Annotated in this window: 28 protein-coding genes; 19 read left to right on the forward strand and 9 right to left on the reverse strand. The window is 40.4% G+C overall.

Going from position 1 to position 23,775, the window contains the following annotated elements; genetic code table 11:
• Window positions 1–18 precede the first annotated feature (18 nt).
• From DFO72_RS09600 to DFO72_RS09620, 5 genes are all read left to right on the forward strand, one after another.
• A complete protein-coding gene (locus tag DFO72_RS09600; RefSeq protein ID WP_113881480.1) occupies window positions 19–981 on the forward strand; it encodes a LacI family DNA-binding transcriptional regulator in 963 nt (320 codons plus the stop codon).
• Window positions 982–1,364: 383 nt separating this feature from the next.
• On the forward strand, window positions 1,365–1,838 hold the full coding sequence (locus DFO72_RS09605) for a hypothetical protein (protein ID WP_113881481.1): 474 nt from the start codon (window positions 1,365–1,367) through the stop codon (window positions 1,836–1,838).
• Window positions 1,835–2,344, forward strand: a complete 510-nt coding sequence (locus DFO72_RS09610) for a hypothetical protein (protein WP_113881482.1) — start codon at window positions 1,835–1,837, stop codon at window positions 2,342–2,344. Before DFO72_RS09605 ends, DFO72_RS09610 begins: the two co-directional genes overlap by 4 nt.
• A 110-nt stretch (window positions 2,345–2,454) precedes the next feature.
• Complete coding sequence (locus DFO72_RS09615) at window positions 2,455–2,649, forward strand: transcription initiation factor TFIIIB (protein ID WP_113881483.1); 195 nt, start codon at window positions 2,455–2,457, stop codon at window positions 2,647–2,649.
• Between the two features lie 128 nt (window positions 2,650–2,777).
• Window positions 2,778–2,978 (forward strand): hypothetical protein, encoded by a 201-nt coding sequence (locus tag DFO72_RS09620; RefSeq protein WP_113881484.1) that lies wholly within the window; start codon window positions 2,778–2,780, stop codon window positions 2,976–2,978.
• 55 nt (window positions 2,979–3,033) lie between these two features.
• On the opposite strand, the gene DFO72_RS09625 is transcribed toward DFO72_RS09620, so the two are convergent.
• Together DFO72_RS09625 and DFO72_RS09630 are read right to left on the reverse strand one after the other, a co-directional pair.
• Window positions 3,034–3,990, reverse strand: coding sequence for a 3-oxoacyl-ACP synthase III family protein (locus DFO72_RS09625; RefSeq protein WP_113881485.1), 957 nt, complete (start codon window positions 3,988–3,990; stop codon window positions 3,034–3,036).
• A gap of 151 nt (window positions 3,991–4,141) precedes the next feature.
• Window positions 4,142–5,563, reverse strand: coding sequence for a vWA domain-containing protein (locus tag DFO72_RS09630; RefSeq protein WP_113881486.1), 1,422 nt, complete (start codon window positions 5,561–5,563; stop codon window positions 4,142–4,144).
• Window positions 5,564–5,710: 147 nt separating this feature from the next.
• Here DFO72_RS09630 and DFO72_RS09635 point away from each other — a divergent pair, with 147 nt between their 5' ends.
• Together DFO72_RS09635 and DFO72_RS09640 are read left to right on the forward strand one after the other, a co-directional pair.
• The gene (locus DFO72_RS09635; protein WP_113881487.1) at window positions 5,711–6,253 is read left to right on the forward strand and encodes a GNAT family N-acetyltransferase; all 543 of its coding nucleotides are present in this window, start codon (window positions 5,711–5,713) and stop codon (window positions 6,251–6,253) included.
• 70 nt (window positions 6,254–6,323) lie between these two features.
• The gene (locus DFO72_RS09640; protein ID WP_113881488.1) at window positions 6,324–6,665 is read left to right on the forward strand and encodes a n-acetylglutamate synthase; all 342 of its coding nucleotides are present in this window, start codon (window positions 6,324–6,326) and stop codon (window positions 6,663–6,665) included.
• A gap of 32 nt (window positions 6,666–6,697) precedes the next feature.
• Here the strand turns inward: DFO72_RS09640 and DFO72_RS09645 are convergent, their stop codons facing one another.
• From DFO72_RS09645 to DFO72_RS09655, 3 genes are all read right to left on the reverse strand, one after another.
• Window positions 6,698–7,933 (reverse strand): Bcr/CflA family efflux MFS transporter, encoded by a 1,236-nt coding sequence (locus DFO72_RS09645; protein ID WP_113881489.1) that lies wholly within the window; start codon window positions 7,931–7,933, stop codon window positions 6,698–6,700.
• A 136-nt stretch (window positions 7,934–8,069) separates the two neighbouring features.
• Window positions 8,070–8,453 (reverse strand): VOC family protein, encoded by a 384-nt coding sequence (locus DFO72_RS09650; RefSeq protein ID WP_113881490.1) that lies wholly within the window; start codon window positions 8,451–8,453, stop codon window positions 8,070–8,072.
• A 63-nt stretch (window positions 8,454–8,516) separates the two neighbouring features.
• The gene (locus tag DFO72_RS09655; RefSeq protein WP_113881491.1) at window positions 8,517–9,242 is read right to left on the reverse strand and encodes a MurR/RpiR family transcriptional regulator; all 726 of its coding nucleotides are present in this window, start codon (window positions 9,240–9,242) and stop codon (window positions 8,517–8,519) included.
• Between the two features lie 231 nt (window positions 9,243–9,473).
• Between DFO72_RS09655 and DFO72_RS09660 the strand changes: the two genes are divergently transcribed.
• The 3 genes from DFO72_RS09660 (at window position 9,474) to DFO72_RS09670 (ending at window position 12,066) form a co-directional block, all read left to right on the forward strand.
• Window positions 9,474–10,910 (forward strand): glycoside hydrolase family 1 protein, encoded by a 1,437-nt coding sequence (locus tag DFO72_RS09660; RefSeq protein ID WP_113881492.1) that lies wholly within the window; start codon window positions 9,474–9,476, stop codon window positions 10,908–10,910.
• 140 nt (window positions 10,911–11,050) lie between these two features.
• Complete coding sequence (locus tag DFO72_RS09665; protein ID WP_113881493.1) at window positions 11,051–11,332, forward strand: hypothetical protein; 282 nt, start codon at window positions 11,051–11,053, stop codon at window positions 11,330–11,332.
• 119 nt (window positions 11,333–11,451) lie between these two features.
• Window positions 11,452–12,066, forward strand: coding sequence for a hypothetical protein (locus DFO72_RS09670; protein WP_113881494.1), 615 nt, complete (start codon window positions 11,452–11,454; stop codon window positions 12,064–12,066).
• A 102-nt stretch (window positions 12,067–12,168) separates the two neighbouring features.
• Here DFO72_RS09670 and DFO72_RS09675 read toward each other — a convergent pair whose 3' ends face one another.
• Together DFO72_RS09675 and DFO72_RS09680 are read right to left on the reverse strand one after the other, a co-directional pair.
• The gene (locus DFO72_RS09675; protein WP_113881495.1) at window positions 12,169–15,858 is read right to left on the reverse strand and encodes a polysaccharide deacetylase family protein; all 3,690 of its coding nucleotides are present in this window, start codon (window positions 15,856–15,858) and stop codon (window positions 12,169–12,171) included.
• 238 nt (window positions 15,859–16,096) lie between these two features.
• Entirely contained in the window at window positions 16,097–16,699 is a 603-nt protein-coding gene (locus DFO72_RS09680) for a TetR/AcrR family transcriptional regulator (protein ID WP_113881496.1), read from the reverse strand.
• Window positions 16,700–16,882: 183 nt separating this feature from the next.
• Between DFO72_RS09680 and DFO72_RS09685 the strand changes: the two genes are divergently transcribed.
• The 4 genes from DFO72_RS09685 to DFO72_RS30670 all read left to right on the forward strand — a co-directional run bounded on the left by DFO72_RS09685 (window position 16,883) and on the right by DFO72_RS30670 (window position 18,825).
• Complete coding sequence (locus DFO72_RS09685; RefSeq protein ID WP_113881497.1) at window positions 16,883–17,644, forward strand: SDR family oxidoreductase; 762 nt, start codon at window positions 16,883–16,885, stop codon at window positions 17,642–17,644.
• Between the two features lie 316 nt (window positions 17,645–17,960).
• Complete coding sequence (locus tag DFO72_RS30660) at window positions 17,961–18,059, forward strand: NAD(P)-binding protein (protein WP_243856112.1); 99 nt, start codon at window positions 17,961–17,963, stop codon at window positions 18,057–18,059.
• A gap of 192 nt (window positions 18,060–18,251) precedes the next feature.
• Complete coding sequence (locus DFO72_RS30665) at window positions 18,252–18,464, forward strand: FAD-dependent oxidoreductase (RefSeq protein ID WP_395858149.1); 213 nt, start codon at window positions 18,252–18,254, stop codon at window positions 18,462–18,464.
• Between the two features lie 10 nt (window positions 18,465–18,474).
• On the forward strand, window positions 18,475–18,825 hold the full coding sequence (locus DFO72_RS30670) for a flavin monoamine oxidase family protein (protein WP_395858150.1): 351 nt from the start codon (window positions 18,475–18,477) through the stop codon (window positions 18,823–18,825).
• Window positions 18,826–19,234: 409 nt separating this feature from the next.
• Here DFO72_RS30670 and DFO72_RS09695 read toward each other — a convergent pair whose 3' ends face one another.
• Window positions 19,235–19,879, reverse strand: coding sequence for a 2OG-Fe(II) oxygenase (locus tag DFO72_RS09695; protein ID WP_113881498.1), 645 nt, complete (start codon window positions 19,877–19,879; stop codon window positions 19,235–19,237).
• Window positions 19,880–20,151: 272 nt separating this feature from the next.
• On the opposite strand from DFO72_RS09695, the gene DFO72_RS09700 reads away from it, so the two are divergent.
• The 4 genes from DFO72_RS09700 to DFO72_RS09715 all read left to right on the forward strand — a co-directional run bounded on the left by DFO72_RS09700 (window position 20,152) and on the right by DFO72_RS09715 (window position 22,268).
• Window positions 20,152–20,772 (forward strand): YitT family protein, encoded by a 621-nt coding sequence (locus tag DFO72_RS09700; RefSeq protein WP_113881499.1) that lies wholly within the window; start codon window positions 20,152–20,154, stop codon window positions 20,770–20,772.
• Between the two features lie 66 nt (window positions 20,773–20,838).
• Window positions 20,839–21,075 (forward strand): hypothetical protein, encoded by a 237-nt coding sequence (locus DFO72_RS09705; RefSeq protein WP_113881500.1) that lies wholly within the window; start codon window positions 20,839–20,841, stop codon window positions 21,073–21,075.
• Window positions 21,076–21,174: 99 nt separating this feature from the next.
• Window positions 21,175–21,666 carry a MarR family winged helix-turn-helix transcriptional regulator gene (locus tag DFO72_RS09710; RefSeq protein WP_113881501.1) on the forward strand — a complete coding sequence of 164 codons (492 nt, stop codon included), beginning with the start codon at window positions 21,175–21,177 and terminating at the stop codon, window positions 21,664–21,666.
• 35 nt (window positions 21,667–21,701) lie between these two features.
• Entirely contained in the window at window positions 21,702–22,268 is a 567-nt protein-coding gene (locus tag DFO72_RS09715) for a hypothetical protein (protein ID WP_113881502.1), read from the forward strand.
• 52 nt (window positions 22,269–22,320) lie between these two features.
• Here DFO72_RS09715 and DFO72_RS09720 read toward each other — a convergent pair whose 3' ends face one another.
• Window positions 22,321–22,773 carry a nucleoside deaminase gene (locus DFO72_RS09720; RefSeq protein WP_113881503.1) on the reverse strand — a complete coding sequence of 151 codons (453 nt, stop codon included), beginning with the start codon at window positions 22,771–22,773 and terminating at the stop codon, window positions 22,321–22,323.
• Window positions 22,774–22,986: 213 nt separating this feature from the next.
• Here DFO72_RS09720 and DFO72_RS09725 point away from each other — a divergent pair, with 213 nt between their 5' ends.
• A complete protein-coding gene (locus DFO72_RS09725) occupies window positions 22,987–23,712 on the forward strand; it encodes a GntR family transcriptional regulator (RefSeq protein WP_113881504.1) in 726 nt (241 codons plus the stop codon).
• Window positions 23,713–23,775: the final 63 nt, after the last annotated feature.

Genomic DNA, 23,775 nt, shown 5'->3' on the forward strand with positions numbered 1-23,775 from the left:
AAATAATTAGGTGGTTTTATGGCAAATATAAAAGACATCGCTAAAAAGGCAGGAGTTTCAGTTACGACCGTATCCAGAGTGCTGAATAATCATCCTTATGTGAGTGAGGATAAAAGGGAAGCTGTTTTGCGGGTGATGGAGGAATTCAATTATCAGCGAAATATTAATGCTGTCCATTTAAGCAAAGGAGAAACACTGCTTATAGGGGTCGTGGTTCCTTTTACCAATCACCCTTATTTCGGCCTGCTGGTAGAAGGGATTGCAAATGAGGCCATGAAAAACAACTATAAGTTAGTTCTTTTTCAAACAAATTACCAGGAAGACAGGGAGATTGAAGCGCTAAAGATGCTGCAGCATAAACAAATCGACTCTTTAATCATTTGTTCCAGAATCTGCGAATGGGATGTCATCAATCAGTTTACTGAGTATGGCTCTATTGTTCTCTGTGAAGATGCAAGGAATCGTAATGTATCATCTACTTTTATCGACCATTACATGAGTTTCTCTAATGCTTTAGAGTATCTGCATAACAAAGGGCATCAGAAAATCGGGTATTGTATCGGAAGAAAGACTGGTGCCAACAGCAGGCAGCGCGGAAAGGCTTATGCTGACTTTTTAAAAAGAATTGACGAACCATATAAGGAAGAATATATCTTCTATGAATGTCTGCATTTTGAGCATGGCGAAGAAGTGGTACGGCGTTTGGCAAGCTTGGATAATCCCCCATCTGCTTTGCTGGTAACAAGTGATTTCGCTGCTGCCGGAATTGTAACTTCCTGCAGGGAAAAAGGCATCCATATTCCGGATGACCTGGCAATCATGGGATTTGATAACCAGCCAATAGCCAAAATCATGCACATTACCACACTTGAAATTCCGCTGGTTCAAATGGGAAGGCAGCTGCTTCTCCAAGCCATTGATGGTAAAAAGCACACACATGAGGAGATATCGGTGAAGCTGATCGAACGGCAAACCGTATAGCAGAAAGAAGGTTAATGCGGCTGTTCTCCCAGCCGTTCTTTTTTTGTTATGAATCTGTGCTACGAAGGCACTAATCGAGTGATGCCAATTCTGACTGGAGAAAATCTATGGAAACAGTCCGTAGCCTGTGTGCATTTCGGCTGGAAGAGGAGAAATCCGAGGTAGAGAGTCCGAACTAGCCTCGCCTTCGGACAGGAGAGACAGAGTTAGAAGAGAGTGAGTCCGAACCTGACAGCTTCCGATATAGAGTATGTATTCTGAAACAACCAGTCTGAACCCGATGCTCCGAACTATAGAATACAGACCAACACTCAAGAGCCAACGAAGGAATATTTGTACTTGTCCAAGCCAATACTAACAAAAAAGTATGGGGCTGAATTTACATGGGATTTGTACTTATAATTTTTCTAGCCTGGCTGGTGCTAATGCTGTTTACATCAATGAATAAAAAGCTGACATTTATTGAAAATACCTTCGTCTATTTGGTGGCGTTAGTCATCAATGTCAATTTTACATGGATTGTGTATGAAGAGTTGAATATGGCGAAAATTTCCCAGCAGATCTTAGATAATTCCGCGTTCTTAATACATAGAAGTATTACTCTTCCGCTCACAGTTGCTATCACACTAAATTTATTCAGGACAGCGCCTTCCTTTGGTTCAAAGTTTTTAAAAACCATCCTGTCAGTGTTGTTCCTTGTTTTGGCAGTGGTGATTGCCCGTTATTTTGACATTGTGGATTATAGAAAGTGGAATATCGGTTATGAAATAATATATTTATTCCTCCTGCATTTAGTGGTTCAATCCCTGCTGAAGTATTTTGGACAGCTTAAAACTAGAGGGGTGAAAGAAGCATGAAATTATGGGAGGATTTCGGCGGCAATGAACTCTTTCTTTTAATAACTGCTGCTGCTGCCTATCTTGTGTATTTTTTACTTTTAAGAAGGCCGGATAAGCTGCCCAAGCAAATCAGAATCCTAAGCCTGCTATGGGGAATGTCCATTGGTATTCTTTATGATTTCACAATAGGCGGAGGGAGGACAGATTTTTATAAGATAAACGATTTAAATAATTATGAAGTGACAGATGTTCTTTATTATTTATTATTTGCCCCATTCGGATATTTCTTTTTTTATTTTTATGAAAAAATGAAAATCGGCAAAAAAACATTCATTATATATGTTTTGGTATGGGCGTTATTAGGTGTTTTCTTTCAATGGGTGTTAACTGCTGCGGGAATCATTACGCTGCAGAAAGGGTATCGGATCGCTCACTCTTTTCCTATCTTTCTGCTGACTCAAACACTGACAGGAGTTTATATCCAGGTGCTCAAATCCAAAGAACAGCTTTCAGCAGCAGAATAGACAAACGAAGGCGGCCACAACAATATGGCCGCAGTTTTTTGCTTTCATGAAACCTTTTGCGGCTTCTGCTCGTATCTACTTAGTATAAGTAGCAGAATGGGGGATTTATAATGAAAGTGGAAAAATGTCCTAAGTGCGGATCGAGTGAATTGGGGAAAGGGAAGCATTCGGGTTATGGAGCCATGTTCCCTGTCAATAAGATGAGCCTCGGTTCTGATATTGAGTATGTTATTTGCACCAGCTGCGGTTTTATCATTGAGGGGTATGTGAAGAAGCCGGAAAAATTTAATAGTACATTGTTTTAAAACGTTTATTAAACGTCTTTTAAATTTATTGAAAAATGCTTACCAGGAAAATTAAAATTCAAAGGTGTATAATAACATTCTAGAGATTCATTTAATCTGATAAGCTATAGGAGCACCAAGATAAGATCATGAAAAAATATAAATTAAAGAATCATTTTAAAGGATTAAAGAAGGGAACACACTTTTACCTGATTGCTGAATCTGAATTTATTGGCATTAAAGAGTATGTTTTGCGTACAAAAGACTTAGAGATCAGGATTTCTATTAATGAAAGCGAGCTGAACAGGCATTTTACTTTAATGCACAGTTATGCTTCCAAAGAGGATTAATTCATCCCCTTTATTGTGCTTGTAACATAATAAAAAAAGCCCCATTTAGGCGGCCTTAAATTAGTAGTTTCGATGTTTGACCCCAGCGCATGACAATGGCTCCCCAGCCGAGACCTGCACCATAGCCAGCCAATACAACCACATCCCCGTCTTTTATTTTGCCTTCCTTCACTTCTTCATGAAGCCCAATAGCTATCGTAGGTGCAGAAGAGTTTCCGTAATATTGTATGGTTTTGGTATGAACTTTTTCCATAGGAAAGCCGAGCCGTGCTGTACCTGCTTCAATAATCCGCAAGTTGGATTGGTGAGGGATGATGAAATCCACTTCCTGCAAGCTCAGGCCAGAGAGCTCCAAAACTTTATGAACCGCTTTGGGAAATCTGTCTACTGCAAATTCAAAAACGGCTCTTCCATCCATCTTGATGTGCTTGTTTTCATCTAGATGAAGATATTTCCCCCCGCTTCCATCCATTTGCATATGGATGCCGAGAATACCTTTGCCTTTATCCACCTGACCTAAGACAACAGCGGCAGCTCCATCCGAGAACAGCAGCGCCGTCTTTTTATCCATCGGATTCAAGAGGGATGAGCATTTGTCGACAGCGATGACTAATACGTTTTTATACATTCCTGTCTGAACAAATTGGGCCCCGGTTGCCAGGGCTGTGATAAAGCTGGAACAGCCTGAATGAAGGTCCAGCCCTGCGCATTGCGCAGCGCCGATTCTGTCCTGAACCAGCGCAGCCGTAATGTGGGTGTCATGTGTGTTTGTTCCAATAATGACCATGTCAATATCCTTCGGGTTCACCCCTGCATCTTCTATCGCACGTTTTCCGGCAATTTCGCACATATCTGTAAGTGATGAGTCTGGAGATTCGTAGCGTCTTTCCAGTATGCCTGTTTTTCTGCATATTTCTTCATGTGTAATATCGAAACGTTTGGCAATCATCTCATTCGTTATAATATTTTCTGGAATATTTACACCAATTCCTAAAACACCTGCACTGAACAAAGCACTGACCTCCCGGTATAAGTTAATTTTTACCATTACATTTTATCACATAATTGGACAAATTTTGCAATATTTAAAGTTTTATATTTTTATTAAATTAAAAAATACTCAGAGCATTTCGCCCTGAGCAATTTTCACTTCATAAGTTCTTTTACCAAATGTCACCGCGATCTTTCTTTAGAGCCTTCATTTTTTCAACCCATTCGTCGACTCTCTGTTTGATTTCATCACGTTGTTCATCAGCTGTATTTCGATTTTTTTCATAGAGTTCTGAATAGAGGTCCTTCATTTGCTCGCTTCGTTCATAGCCCCAATCACGAAGTTCTGATCGCTGCTCAGCAGTGATCCAGCCGTTGTCTCCCATGATCGTAACAGCATCAAGGATCCGATGTGCTTCACGCCTGCCGATCGTAATTAATTGGCGGGGATAAACTTCTCCCAGTTTATACTCATCCATCATTTCCCATGGGCTTGGCGACAGAGTAAATGCCCAGGCCAGGTCGCCGGCAGAAGGAAGCCACTCGTATTGGATCGTGCTTTTCAATTCATCCGGGTTATCCGCTTTTAAATATTCCCCATTGCCGGCTTCGGCTACTGCCTTTAATTGGTTCTCGGCTTTCCCATCTACATCAAACCCAATGATATTCACAGTATTGCTTCTGTTGTTTTTCACAAGGTTTTTACTGGCCGAGACGGGGTCGCCATCACATGTTTCGGCACCGTCACTGACAATGTAGATTGTTGTTGACCCATCATAACCGCTGCTCATTTCTGCCGCTTTTTGAATGGCACCGGCAAGCGGTGTCCAGCCCTTGCTTTCAAATGAATCAACGGCTTCGTGAAACTCTTTTTTTGAATATTTGCCTATAGGATAGACTTCCTCTACTCCTGAACAGGAAATTTCTTTATCAGCGTCTGCTTCAGAGCCTTTATGGCCATATACAACAAGGGAAACTTCGCTGCTTTGGCCAATTGTCTGGGCGAAACTTTTAACGGCACTTTTAGCAATATCCATTTTTATTTTGCCGCCTGCCTGGAGCAGCATGCTTGAGCTGGCATCAAGAAGAATAATGGCCTGTTCTGATGCCTTTTTTTCTTCCCCAGGCTCTGATTTAGTGGGGTCCTGAAGGTAAGGCTCCTCAAAATCTGGTGTGTAAGCATTGGACTTTTCAATGATTTCTTTATAATTTGGGCTCGCCAGCAGGGAAAGAAGCCCTTTTTTAATTGAGTCTGTATCTTTCGTTTCATTCGTCAGTTCTTCCAGTTTAGGGGTCATCTCGCTTATAAGTTCAGGATCGGTTTCAGGCACATTGAATTCAATGGCCTCAATGTCCTTTTCGTATGTGAGCCCGTCCATTAATGCTCCAGGGGTCAATTTCAGCAGGCTTTCTTCTGAAACCTCTAAATGAATATTCTCAGACTCTGCTAAAATGCTTTCCTGCTTTTTTTCTTTCTTGTCTTCTTGTTTTTGTTCTTCTTTACCTGATGAATCAGCTGCCGCTTTCTCTTTGTCATTGCTGCATGCTGAAAGAATCAATGCGGCAAACAGCAGCCATAAAGCATAACGTTTCACATAAATTCTCCTTTTTATTTAAGTTTTACTAATAATAGAGTCTAACATGGATAAAGCGGGGTTTGAAGTAATTTCCATATTTGATAGGATTTTTTTACAGCATTTTGGTATAGTTGAAGGAAGATATAATGCAGAGGAGGCAATCCATTGGAAACAGTATTTCCGTTCCTTGAAACAGAAAGATTAATTTTAAGAGAAGCAACTGAAGAAGATGCAAAAGATATGTTTGTATACCTGTCAGATCACCTGGTTGTAAAGCATATGGGAATCTCGGCCTGTGAATCTGTCGAAGAGGTGCTGGATGAAATAGAATGGTATAAATCCATTTATAAAAATCGCACAGGAATACGCTGGGGCATCACCCTAAAGGATTCCGGGAAGGTCATAGGGAGCTGCGGTTTCCTAAACAGGAACCCCAGACATTTCCGAAGTGAAGTCGGTTATGAATTAAGCAGAGAGCATTGGGGAAAAGGGATAGCCAATGAAGCTCTTGAGAGAGTTTTAAAATTTGGATTTGAACAGCTTGAACTTGAAAGGATAGAAGCCCTGATTGAACCTAAAAACCTCTCATCCCAAAAGCTGGTTGAGAGACAGGGCTTCACGAGAGAAGGTTTGCTGAGACATTATGAATATACAAATGGAAAGTTTGATGATTTGTATATGTACTCAATTTTAAAAGGGGATTTGTAGAAAGACTGAAGCTTTGGAATACATATTAGGGTCTAGAGTAAAAAACCAGATCCGCTGGGAGGATATTATAATGAACTACAATGGCCGTACCTTTGTTTCCGTGCAAAATACAGATAATGGAGAAGTATCTTCAAAAACTTTTTTCCAGTATAAACAGGAGGGGAACATTATATCTGCTGCTTATGGCGGGGGAGAGATTATTCAGGGGACACTTATTGGAATTGTAAATGAAGATGGCAGTTTAGAATTTAGATATAACCATGTAAATAACAAAAATGAAATCCGGGGTGGAAAGTGTCACTCAAAACCGGAAATATTGCAAGACGGCCGAATAAGGCTTTATGAAAATTGGCAATGGCAGGATGATGAAGGGACCGAGGGTCATTCGATTATAGAGGAAGTAAAAGAATAAAGCGGCCAGGTGGGCAGGGAAGCCGGAGGGGATTACCCCTCCGCATGCAGTTTCAGGTTCTGTCTGCTTCTTTTTGTTTTTTCTTTTGTTAATGTGAAGAAGAAAATAAAGCCGATGAATGATGTTACAAACAAGATGGCTCCCATTGGTACCGCAGTGGTTTCATCAATGCTCACTAAAGGGGAAACAGCTGAACCCAGTACTAAAGGAAGCATTCCGATAACGGCGCTGGCACTGCCTGCACGGCGACCCTGATTTTTCATGGCCAATGTAAATGAGCTGGTGATGATCATCCCCATAGAAGTCATATAAATAAAAATCGGTATGACAAGCATGAACAGCGGCCCTTTAATAATGGTCATGATTAAAAGTAAAGAAGTGGCACTGACGGCAATGCAGACGGCTGTCCGGAGAAGGCTTCTTTCCGGAATGATACCTGCCAGGCGGCCAATTAGGAAACTTCCCGTAATGATGGCCAATCCATTAATGCCAAACAGGATGCTGAACACCTGAGGCGAAACCCCATAAATCCCCTGATAGACAAAAGGTGTCCCCGAAACATAAGCAAAGCTTCCGCCATGTATGAATCCTACGATAAGGGCATACCCAATGAATGATCGGTCTCTGAAAAGGCCCGCCATGCTTTTAATGGAATTACCGATAGAGCTTGGGACCCTTTTTTCTTGAGGAAGGGTTTCTTTTAATCGGAAATAGATAACGATGGTAATAAATAATCCCAAAAAGCTTAGAAAATAAAATATGGTTTCCCAGCTGGCAAAAGGAAGCAGAAGCAGGGCACCGCCTGTCATCGGTGCTATCATCGGAGCTGTTGCATTAATGACCATAAGCAGGGCAAAAAATTTCGTGAGCTCTTTTCCGCTGAACACATCACGGACAACTGCCCGTGAAAGGACGATACCTGCAGATGCGGTTAATCCCTGCAGAAAGCGGGCTGCAATAAAGGCTGTAATATTAGGTGAAATGGCGCATAAAAGGGAAGATAATGCAAAAAGAGAGATCCCGATTAGAAGAGGTTTTCTTCTTCCATGGGAATCACTGAGCGGTCCCACAATAACCTGCCCAGCCGCAAGGCCAATCAAACAGGCTGTTAAACTCATCTGAACAAGTGAAGCTCTGGCACTGAAGTCCTCAGCGATATCTGGAAAGCCTGGCAAATACATATCAATATTGAATGGCCCCAATATTCCAAGCATGCTAAGGAGAAAAGCCAGCGCAAGCCTCTCTTTTCCAGTAGGATTGTGAATCATGTTAAACACCTTTCTTTCTGCGAAGCTGTTAATCTTTTACATAAATATGGCTAGTATACGCCAGGTGCAGGGGGATGTCCAGCGGAGAATACTGTAAATAAAAAAATCCATGGCCAAGCTGCCACAGATTTAATCATTAACAATTGCAGATCATCAATATATTTCCATCCAAGTCCTGAAAGTTGAAATAGGCAAAGTCTCCAATACGCTCTATTTCCTTTACAATTGTGATTCCTAGATCTTTAACAAAAGTGTATGCCTCATCAATATCCTGGACGAAGAAATTAAATAAAACGTGACCGGAAGGATTTAAGGTAAAGGTTGGATCAAAGGTATGATCATCCAGTGTAAGACCGGTTTCAGTGGTGACAGGAAGGTTGTACACCGGGGATTCTACAGTATCCTTATGAAAAGGCAATCCAAGCAGGCTGCTGTACCATTCCGCTGATTTTTTCAGGTCGCTGACATGAATGAATACATTGTTGACTTTGCTTGCTATAGGGGAAGCAATTGATTTCATATACTCACCGCTTTCATTGTTATATTTTTACCTATTCTTCATACGCGGGAAGAATCCTTTAATTCAAGGGTTCAGCTTGTGTATTTCCCTCGCGACAGCTTCCAGAATGTACACAACTGGAACTTGAGTTGTAATATTGGACTGCTCAAACGTTTCCTCTGTTACATAATAGGCGATGTTTAAATCAGAAACTTTCGCAATTGTTGAAAGCCGGCTGTTTGTGATGCTGATGATTTTACTGCCTTCCTGCTTCAGCTGGTTGAGATGGGTGACTGTAAAAGGAGTTTCCCCTGAGACAGATAAGGCAATTGTGACACTGCTGCTGCGGATGCTTGAATGGATCGGGAAATGGGGATCCTTGATATACAGTGAAAACTTGCCAAGACTAGAGAAATATCTGGCTCCGTACTCAGCAAGTATGCCTGAGCTTCCGATCCCTATAAATATAACGTTATCTGCCGTATTTATAAGTTCTGCTGCCTCTCTGATTTTTTCTTCTAAATCACCCCTTAGCGTTCGCTCGAAAAACTCGATAATGGATTGTTTGGAACCTTTTATAGAGGTCTTTTTATTTTCCTGCAAATATAATTTAAACTTTATCTTAAATTCAGTGAAACCCTCACAATTCAGTTTCCTGCAGAACCGCAAGATGGTGGCAGTCGAAACATGGGTTTCATCTGCAAGTTCACGAATCCGCATATAAGGAATCTTTTCTTTGTTTTGACAGATGTAGTGATATATGGATGTTTCTAAATCATTGAAAGATGCGATGATGTCGTTTGAAAACATGATTCAATATTCCTCCGGGGAAAAAATAGTTAGGCTCATTCTATCATAAGGAGAAACAATACGTTACTTTTATGTAACAAGTATCAAAATGCCGTAATACAAAACTTAATTAACTCAAATTATTTACACATCCTTTGACTCGATTTAAGCTTCTTCTATATCCCTTTACGGGTAACATAAAAACTCCATTTAAACAAATATTAAAAAATAGCAGGTATTGGAGGTAATGAAATGAAAAAATACGATTTTCCTAAAGGTTTTTTGTGGGGTGGCGCCACTGCAGCGAACCAAATTGAAGGCGGATATAAGGAAGGAAATAAAGGCTTGAATATTGCGGATGTCCTTCCCGGAGGAAAAGAACGGTACAATATCTTAATGAAGCCCGGGTTTGACTTCGAAATTCATGAGGATCAATTTTATTATCCAAATCACGAAGCGATCGATTTCTATCATCGATATGAAGAAGATATTGCCTTATTTGCCGAAATGGGCTTCAAGGCGTTCCGAATGTCGATAGCCTGGACCCGCATTTTTCCGAATGGTGATGAGACGGAGCCGAATGAGGACGGACTTGCTTTTTATGATCGTGTTTTTGATGAATTGCAGAAATATGGAATTGAACCGGTTGTAACGATTTCCCATTATGAAATGCCTCTTCATTTAGTAAAAGAGTATGGAGGGTGGAGAAACCGCAAAGTCGTCAGTTTTTTTGAGCGGTATGCTAAAGCGATTTTGAGCCGGTACAAAAATAAAGTAAAGTACTGGATGACTTTTAATGAAATCAATAGCGGATTGGTCATGCCGATTAATGGGCTCGGCTTTTCCTATCAAAGTGAAGAAGATAAATACCAGCCAACATTCCAGGCCTATCACCATCAATTGGTCGCAAGCGCAATCGCAGTAAAGGCATGCCATGAGCTCATTCCTGAGTCAAAAATAGGCTGCATGATTCTATTTGCGCCTGTGTATTCTTATGACAGCAACCCGGAAAATGTCATGTATGCTATGCAGGAAGAGCAGCTTTTCAATTACTTTTGTGGTGATGTACAGGTTCGCGGTGAATATCCGGCTTTTATGAATAGGTACTTTAAAGAACATAATATCAGCCTGGACATACAGGAAGGTGACCTGGATTTGTTAAAGGACGGTACTGTAGATTATATTGGCTTCAGCTATTATATGTCCCGCACCGAAAAGAAGGTTAAGTCAGATGCAGACTCATCGGAAGGGAACATCATTGGCGGGGTTAGGAATCCCTTCTTGGAAACAAGTGACTGGGGGTGGGAAATCGACCCTGAAGGTTTGCGGATCAGCTTGAACAAGTTATATGATCGCTATCAGAAACCGCTTTTTGTCGTAGAAAACGGACTAGGGGCCTATGACAAGGAAGAAGAGGATGGCAGCATCCATGACGAATATCGGATTGACTATCTTCGCGGGCATATTAAAGCAATGGGTGAAGCTTTAGAAGATGGCGTCGGGCTAATGGGATATACAAGCTGGGGCTGCATCGATATGGTCAGCATGTCAACAGGTGAGTTTTCAAAACGCTATGGCTATATTTATGTGGACAAGCATGATGATGGCAGCGGAACATTGAAACGGAAAAAGAAGAAATCTTTTCATTGGTATAAGGATGTGATCGAGTCAAACGGAGAAATACTATAGCAAGCTTAATTGGCTGCCTGAGGGCAGCCTTTATTTGTTTATAAACAGTTGGCTGCGAGAAATTTATTCTTTAAATAATGAAAAAACCATAATGGAGCAAAATATGGACAAGTAACTAAAAAAATTACAGAGGTGCTAATATGGAGGCATTTCCAATTATTCATACTAACTTCTGGGATGCGATAATAGCAGTGCCCTTAGTGGTTCTGCTGACTCAATTAGGCAAAGTGCTGTTTAAAATTCGAAAACCATATATTCCAGGGCTGGCTAATCTGCTTGGATTAATCATATCGGTTTTCTTTGCTCACAGGAATAATCTGTGGGCGGGAATGTTCATGGGCTTTTTTTATGGAAATGCGGCAGCAGGATTATATTCTTCCTTAAAGACACAAATCCTGGCATTCAGGAAGACAGATGAATAGGGGGATGAAGAAAAATGCCAAATCTCGGTTTAATTAAAATATAAGTATACCCCCATAATATAAAGATTCTCCTTCGTATTCTTTGAATATATACAATCACAAGTCTCGAGGGGAAAAATATGAAATCACCAGCTAAAGGGGCCCTTGCCATGGTATTAGCAGGGTCTATAACGTTTTCTGCTGCCAATGGCATGCTGAAAGCTACCAAACTTTTTTCTGAGGAACATTCTTCTGTTTTATCAGGTATTCAACAAAAATCTGAAGTGAACAGACAAATTGACAAAAAGGCGGAAGCAAAAATACTGGCTGTGAAAGAGAATAAGAAACAAAAACCGGTAACTGAAGAAGCTCCAGTTGAAGAATCACAAAAAAAAGAAAAGAAAAGCAATAAGATGATTGTTGCTGTTCAAACGAATACCGAAATTCCCAATCGGAAACCTGCTGTAAATTCAGTTTCGAAAGCTGTATCTGTCTCAAACGAAAAACCCTCCGCACCGGAGCCTGCCTCTGCACCTGCTGGAAACAAGGCAGCAAATGAATCATCGAAACCTGCGACCAGCACAAAAGATCCAAACACACCTGTCTCTGGTATGGGAGGAAGCGGCCCAACAAGTCCTGCTGCAAAAACACTCAGCCATGGCCAGCAGATTTCCCAAGCCGCAAAAGAAAAAGCTGAGAGTAATCAGGTTACCAAAGGTAAAGAAGACAAAGAAAACAATGGGAAAAATCATTAAATCTATCAGGAAGGATCATCAGGAGACGGTGGTCCTTTTTCCTTTAAAGGTATTAGATTATACAGCAAAAGGGCCTCTACCCAATGGGAAAGGCCCTTAGATTCATTTAATATTCATAATGGAATTATCCTGTGTTACATTGCCTTTTCGTTTTAGTTTATTCCAGCCGACGGTTACTCCTTTTATAGCGGAGAAAATCGATTTTACTACCACATAAGTCATCAGCTGTTTATATAATATTCGCTGCAGGAACAATGAGATCAGTGGTTTAGGGCTTTCTTTCTCCAGCCTGAAAGCATATAGGGAGGCAAAGAAATCCATCAAGTAGAAAAGGACAAAGCCTATGGCTGCTTTTTCAGGCTTTGGGCTGAAAAGGGCAAAGATGAACAAGATATCTGCAATAGGTGAAATGGTTTGATAAACATATTGAAAAAGCCACATGTTAGGCAAGGCTACATACCCTAATGAATGGTGTTTTTTGTTAAATAATGCCGAGCGATGTTTCCAAAGGCATTGGAGAGTGCCATATACCCATCGGTATCGCTGCTTTGCCAGGCTTTTAATATCTTCTGGCACTTCTGTATAAGCATAAGCCTTTTCTTCAAACTCAATTTTCTTACCGTTTCGCAATAGTGCAAGCGTGATATCCGTATCCTCTGCAAGTGTATCCTCTCTAAAGTAACCAGCTTCTTCAACCGCAGACTTTTTCCATGCACCGATGGCACCTGGCACAACGGTAATGCAATTGAGAGCTGCAAAGGCTCTTCTTTCAAGGTTAAAGCCTGTCACATATTCAATATGCTGCCAGTTCGTCAGGAGATTTCCCTTATTGCCAACCTTTACATTACCGGAAACAGCAGCTACTTGATCATCTTTAAAATGGCTCACAAGCAAAGAGATGGCATTTTCAGCAATGAGAGTATCGGCATCTAAAGCAATTACAATTTCCCCCTTAGCTTCCTTAAATCCAAGGTTTACAGCCGAAGATTTTCCGCCATTGGGTTTTTTAATTAACCTGACGCGGGGGTTATCTGCAAATGCTTCTTCAACTGCACGGGCAGTATGATCTTTTGAGCCATCATCGATTATCAGTATCTCAAAATCCGGATAGTCACTGGATAAAATAGAATCTAAAGTTTTGCAAATTACTTTTTCTTCATTATAAGCTGCAATTACTACACTGACATAAGGAGTAAAGCCAGGGTCAATCTGGGTCTCTTTATACCTTTTGACCTGTTTCCTGGACAGGAAAACAAGAAAAATAATACGAAAAATACCTAAAAGAATGGCTGAGTAAAACAAAATGCTAATTCCAGTGTTCCAGCTTTTAATGACCTTAAATACCGCTTTATCATAAACAGAATAAGGGTTTTCCTGATCAGCAAAAGGCATGATTTCAGTATCGCTTTTCCCAATTAAACCAGCAGTCGTCGTAAATGTGTAGCCCCGACCTTTAAGTGTTTCAATAATAACCGGAAGAGCTTCCACTGTTTTGGAGCGGTCTCCGCCAGCATCATGAAGCAAAATGACGTTACCTTCGGACAGCTGATCCAATGTCCGATCTACAAGTTCATCTGCTGAAGATCCTTGCCAATCACCTGAGTCAATGGATTGGCCGACCATGGTATAGCCCAGCTTTTGAGCTTCCATTATAGGAAGCTGCTCCTTTCTTGTGCTCAGTTCCGTATCTGCTATATATGGAGGGCGAAAAAGAGTCGTAGAATGGCCGGTTATGCCTTGAATTAAGCGTTGTGTTGCATTCAACTCCATTCGTAAACGAGATGGTGTGATGGATGTAATATCAGGGTGTGTAAAGGTATGATTTCCGATTTCGTGCCCTTCATCATAAATCCTGTTAACCAGCTGAGGATGCATCATTGCATTTTCTCCAACGATAAAAAAGGTGCCTTTTACCTTATACCTCTTCAATATGTCCAATATTTTTGGTGTGTAGGCTGGATCCGGACCGTCATCAAAAGTAAGGACGATTTCTTTTTTGCTGGAATTACCATGGCGGATTACTTCAAAAGGCTTTGGATATTTGACATAGGATTCCTTTTTTATCATTCCATTGGAATCCATTTCTATCGTCCTTTTTCCTTTTTCAGTTTGTGAAGCGATTTTCAAAACCTCTCCGTTCCCTGTATGAAGTGCTGAGAAATGACTTTCAATAGTACTTAGCACTGGAGATGGATTAATGTTTTCCTTAGGATTGTTAAGAAATCTCCAGATAGAGGGATCTTCGGAACCGAGACGCCATATGGCTATTCCGGAAGAGCCGTGATTTATTGCAAGGTTCATCTGGTTATAAAATGTAGCAGCATCCAAAAACCAGACAGTATGATTTTTTCCATTTTGTCTGTACCGTAAGTACGGGTTTCCAGCTTCCTTACTCCAATTGATATTGAGGTTAGCCTCGCTCCCCAGCTTCATAATATCTCCAAAAGTCAAGTCAGCTGCGGGCTTACCAGAATCTTCTTCCCAGTCGTAACCGTATGTTCCTAAGCCTGCAACCAATTTTCCGGAGGGAATATCAGCTTGATTCAAGTTCTCCTTTACCCAATTGGTTTGAGCGACAGGACCTGGTGTGCTCCTGGAATAATGCTGGTCATAGAGCATGACAATCACACGGTCAGCGTATTTTGCTAAAGAAGCATAATCGTAGCTTTCATCATTCGGCGGAACATCCAATGTCACCATTAAACCTTCCGTGTGGAAGGCTTTATAAACCTTGCTCATGAACTGAGTAAAATGATCCTTGTCAGCTGGTTTAATTGCTTCAAAGTCAATATTAATACCTTCAAATTCATTTATTTTCACATAAAAAAGCATCTCTTCAATAAAGCGGTCTTCAGCACCGGGAGCCGTGAATAACCGGTGGAGAACATCTGAATCCCATTTGTTGTCTATAAAATTATTCACTAATGGCAGAATTTTGATTTCATGTTTCTTTGCTTCTTTTACAATGGACCAGTCAATTGAAGACTTGAGATATAGATCTGGTGTAACATGCATCCACTCAGGGACTAGAGTGGTTATGGACTCTTTATTTTTATTGAAGGATGTTTTGCTATTCTTGTCCCAATTGACATAGAATCCATACACCTCTTGTTTTTGTGTAGTTTGTGACATGTTTAGCTTTTCTGATTTATCTGCTTCAGAATTTATCTTTTGAATCTGAGATGCCAAAGCTTCTTCACTAAAGGCATTGTTAATCGGATCTATATCTGTACTTGATGGGCTTTGATCCAGATGCAGCTCAGGAAACTTGGGAGTTGTATTCATGCTCTCTATAAAAAATGTAAATATAATAACAATTAATAGAGTGAAGCCCGCACTCATTCGTTTAATGAGGGACCAGCGGCTTTTAGCAGGGTCAAGAAATATATATTCCTGTTTCCCCTCATTTTTTTTCAGCCCAAGGTTATAAAACCAGTGGAAGAAAAAATAGCAGACTAGTCCAACTAAACCTCCGAAGATTCCTGATGCAATTGATTCAGAAGTTAATATTTTGCTTTTAAGGGATGAAATTAGCCAGTAATCTTCAAATGGGCCTAAATCCATGTAGGGCAGCTCGTGTATGTATGGTATAAACACAGTAATCAGAGTGCCCAGGAATAAGGCAATAATATTAAGGCGCAGCAGCAGTGAACAAACAAACAATAATGGAATTCTAAAACTATCCAAAGGTAAAAATGCCAGAAAAAAACCTAGAGTGCTTGCAATTGCTCCCGCATTTCCGGAGACAGGTGCAAACAAGGCTCTGACAATCCACCTGAAAAAACGATCCACATTCATTCCCCCTAAGAAGTAATGTCGAATTATGTATAATAATTAATAGCTTAGGAGTGTAAATCCAATTTACTCCAAACATCCAGCGGATCATTATTTCGACAAAAAATGACCATCAACTAAAAATTTAGGTTGTCATTATATAATTTTGGGGGTGGGATGAAAAAATGTGTTTGTTTTTTTATGGTAATTAACGCGTTTAAGATGATTCAATGTAAATAGGTGATATTTGTTTCATTCAGGTTAATTTGAACACCACATCTCCTTGTCTGCTCTGTAAGATTTCGAGCAGCTGTTCCGACATATAATTCGAATCATATTTAAATTCATGATTTATCCATTCCGTAATCATTCCCAGTATGGCATGAACATAGAAGCTTGTCTGTAATTCACGATTGATTTTTGGGTTAGACTGTACACCTTTAAGGTCTTTTAACGTTACCTCTTTCAGTACATCGCACAATTTGCTTTGCAATCCAGATAATGCATTGGATTTTACCATTAGGGAATAGAATTCTTTTTTATGACTGACATGTTCAAAGATTTTAATGGCAGAAGAGGTAAGGGTCATTAACTCAAAGGTTTCTGTGTTCTTATACGGTTCGCGGTAGGAGGAGATTAGATCTGCTATAACATCATCGACAATTTCATCAAGGATATCTTCCTTGTATTCATAATGCTTATAAAAGGTTCCCCTGTTAAGATTGGCTGTCTTCACGATATCTGTTACGGTTATTTTTTTGAATGCTTTCGTCTGCATTAAGGATAATAGGGCATCCATTAAGGCTTGTTTGGATTTTGTTATTCTTCGGTCAATAGGTAGATTTTGCTTATTGGACATAAATGGCCTCCATTGTTGAAATAGAATGAAAAAATAATCAAAATACAATGAATGTGTTCATTAGTAGACAGATTGCCGTTAATTTGCTGATTGAATGGGCGTCTTTATTACCATATTATAAAGATGTAATAGATAATCAACAAGTGTTCATTAAATACATTCAGCCGAACGGAGGAAGTCTATATGAAGCTTCAGGATAAAGTAGCGATTGTAACAGGTGCAGCATCAGGGATGGGAAAAGCGATTGCGGAGTTGTACGCAAGGGAAGGTGCAAGTGTCATTGCAGCTGACTTGAACCTGGAAGGGGCAGTAGCTGCGGCAAAGGAAATTACTGAGAATGGCGGAAAAGCCAAAGCTGTTCAGGTTAATGTTTCAAAACAAGCAGATATTGAAAGAATGATAGATGCAGCAGTACATGAATTTGGAACGCTGGATATCCTGGTGAATAACGCAGGAATTATGGACGGATTTGAACCTGTTGGTGATATTCAGGATGAACGATGGGATTTAATATTTGATATCAATACGAAAGGCGTCATGCGCGCCATGCGAAAAGCCATCCCGCTCTTTTTAGATAAGGGGAAAGGGGTAATCATCAATACTGCTTCTACAGGCGGATTGAATGGTGCCCATGCGGGAGCTGCTTATGGGGCTTCAAAGCATGCAGTAATAGGGCTTACGAAAAACACTGCCTATATGTACGCAAACAGCGGCATCCGCTGTAACGCCATTGCACCAGGCGGTGTGGAAACAAATATCGCTTCTTCAATGAAAAACATGAATGAATTTGGATTCGGCCGAACAAAGGCTGTTCAGGGCGTTATGCCAAGGGTCGGAAAGCCGGAGGAAATTGCACAGGTCGCATTATTCCTGGCATCTGATGATTCCAGCTTTGTTAATGGATCCGTGATTGTGGCTGATGGCGGGTGGACCGCAGCATTCTAAAGCAAAATCATATTTAAAAGGTGAGGCATCAAATCGTAATGATTTGGTGCCTTTTTTGCAACCAGTAAACTAACTGGTATTGACCGCAATTGGATTCATGCAAGCTGTGAAAATAAAAGTTAAGTAAAAAGAATCATAATCTGCAGTTGTCCGGCAGTATGATGAAGTAATAACTTTTTGGCAGATCCCCAGGAGGAGAGTAGGAATGGTCTTTTATCGGGATCCACAGTTAAAAGCAGAAGAAATGCTATCCATCATCAGAAAAGGTCTCGGTATTTCCAAAGTCCAGAATTGAATAATCGTTGTCGGAGCCGGTATGTCAGGTCTAGTTGCCGCTGCCCTGCTGAAGGCAGCAGAGCATGATGTGACGGTTTTAGAGGCACACAAAGGGTTGGCGGCAGAATATTTACATTGAGAGAGCCGTTCATGGACGGTATATATCTGGATGTGGGAGCCCTTTTTTGACCCAGTTAAAAGAAGACCTTTATTTCGGTTCTCAAATGACAAAAATAGAACAGGATCATCAGCAGGTTACAATCCATGCCAGACATACATGGAGTCAAAGACCTTTGACGGTCAGTGGTGATCTTGACATCTTAACTATACCTTGTCCTTCGTTGAAATCGTTCACCGGCAAACATTTTCCCCTAATAAGTGGAAGGCTATCAGGGAACTGCATTATGTTTCCTCCACGAAAATGGGGCTGCAGTTTAAACAGCGGTTTTGGGAACGCGAAGGTTTTCAGGGTGGGAAGCTGATGACAGATCTGCCGGATTCGATTCGCTGCCTATCCGAGCCACCTGATTGGAACTGCAGGTAACGGCATCATTATGGCAAGCTATACATGGAAAGATGATACTTTATCCTGGGATAACCTGAAGGAAGGCGATCGGATTCGGAATGCCCTCGACAATTTATCTGTCGTTCATGGCAATCAGGTTTACGAGTATTTCTTAACAGGCGCCTCTCATAGCTGGTCACAGTATCCGTTTTCTGGCGGAGCCTTCAACATGTTCAAACCGAACCAGGAAACCGAGTTATTCCCATTTATTCCTGTTCCGAAGGGGAGAGTCCATTTCGCCGGGGAACACACGTCCACAGCCCCGGGATGGATTGAAGGGGCGATCCAATCAGGAATAAGGGTTGCACGGGAAGTAACCGACTTGCCCCGCAGCTATTAGGGGCTGCAAAAGCTAAAATGCGACAGGAATGTCTGTTTTTGACGTTAAAATGTGCCATTGGATAGGCACTTTCTAACGATTTTCCAACAAATTGTACAAGACAGCTGTAAACGCTTTCATTATAATTGAAGTAACAGATAGGAAAGGGGATGCGTTCAGGTGGAACTTTTAATGGGACAATGTGAACATGGCCAGCAGGAAGAACCTTGTGAAGAGTGTGCCCCTAATAAAGAAGGGGAAGAGAATTTTGACACCTCTGATTATGACTATCATAAGAGACTGTGGTTCTAAGAAAATCTGAAGCGCCCTGCCCACCCCCGTTTGTGACGCCGAGGGGGCAGGCGCTGAAGCTGGACAATTGTATGTTAAAAAACACTTGGAGAAAAAATTTTCCCAAGTGTTTTTCTATCTATATTTTCTTTCTCCTCATCCATTGCGTAGCAGCCCATTTATCACCAATGGCAACAGGTGCTCCGCCATGAAGTGTCAGGTCGTTTAAGTTCTGATCATTATAAAAGTATTCAAAATAAACAGCCATGCCTTTTTGTGGAGAAACAGAGAAGTTAAGCTTGGGAAAATACGTTTCCCCGCCCTGTTCCACATCATTCAGGTACATGACAAGCGTGCTGATTCTTGGATTGCTTGCTGCTCTGCTGGTCGAAGAGAAGAAGTCAAAATGAGCTTTATATTCCTGGCCAATTTTATAGTTAAGGATCTGCAGTCCTTCACCATGCTCAACTGGAATGTTCATGATTTGTGATATTCTTTTTTCAATTCTGGCGACAATTTCATTTTCCCCTTCATGAAAAAAAGTGCTGCTGCTGGTTCGCAGTTCATCAGCTTCAAGGGAGTTGGCAACTTTTGAACGCTGCATGCGATCTTTTGATTGCTGAATCAGCTGGTCACATTCTTCATCACTCAGCACATTTCCCAGAATCACGATCAATGGTTCTGCTAATTTGGCAATTATATGAATTTCCCGATCTTCTGTAATAATTTTATTTCCAACATGATCAAAAATCGTTTGTTCTTTAAAAGATGCATCCATTGCCATGTACATCAACCTCTTTTTATTTAGTTTTCTGAAAATTCAATATATTTAAAGGCTGCTTGAAGTATTCCTATTTTTACGTTCCTTCCTCCTATATAAATGGATGTCTGTGTCAGTTTTTCAACTGGCTGAATTTATTTTACACTTTGATATGAAGGAATTCTATCTTTTTTTTACTGGAAAACTATTAATATAGAAAGGAGGCTTCTGCATTTTATTGATTTTCCGGAATATATTTCAATACATAAGCCAATCTGAACAAAAGGAGATGGCCAGTGTATAGAAATAGGGTTCAATACTATTTAAGCCAAAGACGAAAGGACAATTTTTCCACCTTTAAAAATGGGCTGATTATCGTAGTCGGAGCAACACTTGTGGCTGTTTCCCTGCAATTATTCCTGGTGAAAAATTATGTTATTGATGGAGGAATTGTTGGATTGAGCATCATCCTTTCACATGTCTTTCATGTTGAAGTGGGTGCCTTGATCCTGCTGTTCAATCTCCCATTTTTAGTGGCAGGCTTTTTCTTTTTAGGGGGAAGATTTTTGGTGTTAAGCCTGTTTGCCAGTTCAGTTCTGGCAGGTGAGACATACATATTGGCCCCATTTGAGGAAGTGACGAACCATCCCCTGCTGATCATTATTCTGGGGGGCCTCTTACTCGGAATGGGAGTGGGCCTCATTATCCGGTTTGGAGCCTGCCTGGATGGTACAGAAGTTTTGGCGATTTTATTCAGCGAACGTTTGCCTTTAACCATCGGACAATGCATTCTTATAATGAATACCTTTATCTTTGGAAGTTCTGTTTTTTTATTCGGCATTACTGAAGCCGCATACTCCCTTGCCACATTTTTTGTTGCTTATAAAACCATAGATACCATTATAATGGAGACTTAAACATTTTCGAATAATTTGATGGGCCAGGTGCATCCTAAGTGGTAAAAAAGCTGAAGGAGATTTCCTGTGAATCGATACGAAATTACCAGCATGATTATTGATGATGAATTTGATGGAGAAGAATATGTCACAACTGAATTTCTCCTGGAGAATGATACTTATAGCATAACATTTAAAAAAGCAGATCTTGAGGTGCTCAATGCCTGGGTATTTAATGATGGCTCGTCGCTTCCAGCGAATTTGTCCGAGGAGATGATAGAGTCAATCAGAAACTCTGTGAAAAACAGAATAGGACGAAAATAGAGGCAGGAAATTAAACCTCTATTTTTTTTTGCATAAAATGAACCCTCTCTCAAACAATACTTGTAAATACAATTGTATCTGCAAGTTAGGGGGATAAGGGTGAACATTTTATTGAAACAGCAGACATTGCTTGTCATAAGGGCACTATATTTCTGCATGGAAAAGAAGTGGGCGGAGCTTGAAAGAAAGTTTAAGCTGACGCCAGCTCAGCAGCATATTCTGTTTCTGCTTGGCACTCATAACCAAAAACTAAGCCCCACCCAAATTAGTGATTTGGGATGCTGGCATCTATCGACTGTAACCAGGCTTTTAAAGCCGTTAAAGGAAAAGGGGCTGATTGAGATCACAGCCAATAAAGAACAGCTCCGTTATAAATGTGTGACTATTTCTAAAAGCGGAAAGGAAGTATTGGATCAGATTATGGATGAGGTAAAAGAGATGGAACAATTTCCGCTGAATATGAGTCATTTATCGGAAAACGAGCTTTTGTCTTTCCTTGAATATGGCCAGAAGATATTAGGAGTTCAAAAAGGAGATACATTTAGAAAAATGCTGATTGAGGCACGAGTAGAAAACTATGATTATGCATGATTCTTTTAAGATGCTGCGTTTTAGGAGGTTATTCTATGAGTTACAGCGAATATTGGGAGCAAATATATTCACGAAGCGAAAAGATGAATGTCCTCATTTCTTCATACTGGAGAGAATATTCAGGTCTTGGAACCTGGCAATTTTGGGTGGTTTTGGCACTTATGGTGCTGCCTCTTGTTATTGTATATCTATCAGTAGACCGGAGCAGGATATTTGAGATTTTCTTTTTTGGATACACCGTGCATATTCTATGGACTTACGCCGACAGCTTTTTGGAGCGATACAGTTATTTTGTCCACACCTATTTTTTATTGCCCATGTTTCCTTATGCCATGAATATGACAGCCGCTGCGTTGCCGGTCGGTTTCCTGCTGATCTATCAGTACTGCACGAACAAAAATAAAAGCTTTTTGCTTTACACGATTTTAGCAAGTGCTGTTTTTGCTTTTGGATTTGCCACACTTGAAGGTTGGGCAGGTATGGTGCATTTTAATAAGGGAATGAATCAATTTTACATTTTTCTGATCGATATCGCTATTGCTTATGCAGCTTATTTTTTAACGATATTTGTTAAGAAAATCAGCGGGAATGGCACAGGCTGAAATGCTGGAGAACTAGGTAGCCTCCCATCTGCTTAGAGATGGAAGGCTTTTGTTAAACGTTCTCTTTCCAAAGCTTCATTGGATTGCTTTGATTCCTATTTAATGGAATTTGCACCATATTTAGTCCCCGGTCTTCTCTTGCGTTTTTCAAATCCTCATAAATCATTTTAGATTTGCCTAGACCTGCATTGAAAGCGTCATCTATTGATTGGCAATAGTACACCTTATCAATGCCTGCGAAATACATGGCAGTTAAACACATCGGGCAAGGTTCCCCGCTTGCATATATCGTAAAGCCGGCTAAATCATTCGTTTGCAACTGCTCCTGTGCCCGCCGGATTGCAAGCATTTCAGCATGCCCGCTGACATCATGCACTTTATGCAATTCATTCACGCCTTCAGCAATGATGTCCTGATCTTTCACCAGGACTGCACCGAAGGGCTGGCCGCCGTCTTTTACATTATTAATGGCCAGTTCTATAGCCCGTTTCATGAAGTGATCCATTATTAATCATCCTTTTTCAATTAATTGACTTCAATTAAATTATTATCATGTTTCCGTTGGTTCTCCAAATAATCTGCTGACTTTACAACCGATCAATCGAAAAATTTTTAAATTCACGCATCAGGATCTGTAAAAGGATGGATATTCATTTAGGTAATCAATATAATTAATTATACATTTTGTATTTATAAACATAATAAGGAGGCATCCATTATGACAGAGTTAGATTCCAAAAGTCCTATTCCGCTTCACATACAACTAAAGAACAGGCTGCAGGAGTTAATAGACAATCGATCTTTCAATGAAAAAATTCCAAGTGAAAGAGAGTTGATGGATACCTATAAAGTGAGCAGAAGCACTGTGAGAGAAGCAGTTTCCCATTTAGTAAACGAAGGTGTGCTAAAGAAAGTTCACGGAAAAGGCACTTTTATTTCAAAGAAACCTATTGAGGAGTGGCTTGGGAATATTACCAGTACAACAGAAGTAATTAAAAAAATGGGGATGAAGCCGGATGCAAAATTATTGGACAATGGCATCGTTGTTCCAGCAAAAGAAATTGTAGAAGCCAGCGGACTTACAGAGGCATACTTTATAAAGCGAATTCGTTATGCAAACGATAAGCCATTGGCTCTTGAAAGTCAATATTACCCTATTGAAATTGGTGAAAATCTCGCCCAATATGATATTGAAAAGGGGACACTGTATGATCTGCTTGAGCAAAGTTTAGACTTAAAGTTTGCAGAAGCCGAACAGATGATTACAAGTACTTATTTATCTAAAGAAGAAGCCGGCCAGCTTGGTGTTCCTTGTTCCTTAAGTGTGCTTCACATTGAACGGTTATTATCAGACATAAATGGTAACTTAATAGAATACTATTCTGCTTATTTTCGTTCGGATATGTACTCATTTCGAATAAAACTTTCAAAGAATTATAGTTAAATTCAGTATTATGCAATTTTGCAATAATACCTATTAATAATTCCGATAATATAAAATTTTTAG

Source organism: Cytobacillus oceanisediminis (assembly GCF_004366035.1).
Lineage (GTDB): Bacteria > Bacillota > Bacilli > Bacillales > Cytobacillaceae > Cytobacillus > Cytobacillus oceanisediminis_C.

Bases quoted from the DNA above. Each gene is read 5' to 3' on its own strand.
- DFO72_RS09600 (WP_113881480.1), top strand. From the start codon at position 19: ATGGCAAATATAAAAGACATCGCTAAAAAGGCAGGAGTTTCAGTTACG.
- DFO72_RS09605 (WP_113881481.1), top strand. From the start codon at position 1,365: ATGGGATTTGTACTTATAATTTTTCTAGCCTGGCTGGTGCTAATGCTG.
- DFO72_RS09610 (WP_113881482.1), top strand. From the start codon at position 1,835: ATGAAATTATGGGAGGATTTCGGCGGCAATGAACTCTTTCTTTTAATA.
- DFO72_RS09615 (WP_113881483.1), top strand. From the start codon at position 2,455: ATGAAAGTGGAAAAATGTCCTAAGTGCGGATCGAGTGAATTGGGGAAA.
- DFO72_RS09620 (WP_113881484.1), top strand. From the start codon at position 2,778: ATGAAAAAATATAAATTAAAGAATCATTTTAAAGGATTAAAGAAGGGA.
- DFO72_RS09640 (WP_113881488.1), top strand. From the start codon at position 6,324: ATGAACTACAATGGCCGTACCTTTGTTTCCGTGCAAAATACAGATAAT.
- DFO72_RS09645 (WP_113881489.1), bottom strand. From the start codon at position 7,933: ATGATTCACAATCCTACTGGAAAAGAGAGGCTTGCGCTGGCTTTTCTC.
- DFO72_RS09650 (WP_113881490.1), bottom strand. From the start codon at position 8,453: ATGAAATCAATTGCTTCCCCTATAGCAAGCAAAGTCAACAATGTATTC.
- DFO72_RS09655 (WP_113881491.1), bottom strand. From the start codon at position 9,242: ATGTTTTCAAACGACATCATCGCATCTTTCAATGATTTAGAAACATCC.
- DFO72_RS09660 (WP_113881492.1), top strand. From the start codon at position 9,474: ATGAAAAAATACGATTTTCCTAAAGGTTTTTTGTGGGGTGGCGCCACT.
- DFO72_RS09665 (WP_113881493.1), top strand. From the start codon at position 11,051: ATGGAGGCATTTCCAATTATTCATACTAACTTCTGGGATGCGATAATA.
- DFO72_RS09670 (WP_113881494.1), top strand. From the start codon at position 11,452: ATGAAATCACCAGCTAAAGGGGCCCTTGCCATGGTATTAGCAGGGTCT.
- DFO72_RS09680 (WP_113881496.1), bottom strand. From the start codon at position 16,699: ATGTCCAATAAGCAAAATCTACCTATTGACCGAAGAATAACAAAATCC.
- DFO72_RS09685 (WP_113881497.1), top strand. From the start codon at position 16,883: ATGAAGCTTCAGGATAAAGTAGCGATTGTAACAGGTGCAGCATCAGGG.
- DFO72_RS30660 (WP_243856112.1), top strand. From the start codon at position 17,961: ATGTCAGGTCTAGTTGCCGCTGCCCTGCTGAAGGCAGCAGAGCATGAT.
- DFO72_RS30670 (WP_395858150.1), top strand. From the start codon at position 18,475: ATGGCAAGCTATACATGGAAAGATGATACTTTATCCTGGGATAACCTG.
- DFO72_RS09695 (WP_113881498.1), bottom strand. From the start codon at position 19,879: ATGGCAATGGATGCATCTTTTAAAGAACAAACGATTTTTGATCATGTT.
- DFO72_RS09715 (WP_113881502.1), top strand. From the start codon at position 21,702: ATGAGTTACAGCGAATATTGGGAGCAAATATATTCACGAAGCGAAAAG.
- DFO72_RS09720 (WP_113881503.1), bottom strand. From the start codon at position 22,773: ATGGATCACTTCATGAAACGGGCTATAGAACTGGCCATTAATAATGTA.
- DFO72_RS09725 (WP_113881504.1), top strand. From the start codon at position 22,987: ATGACAGAGTTAGATTCCAAAAGTCCTATTCCGCTTCACATACAACTA.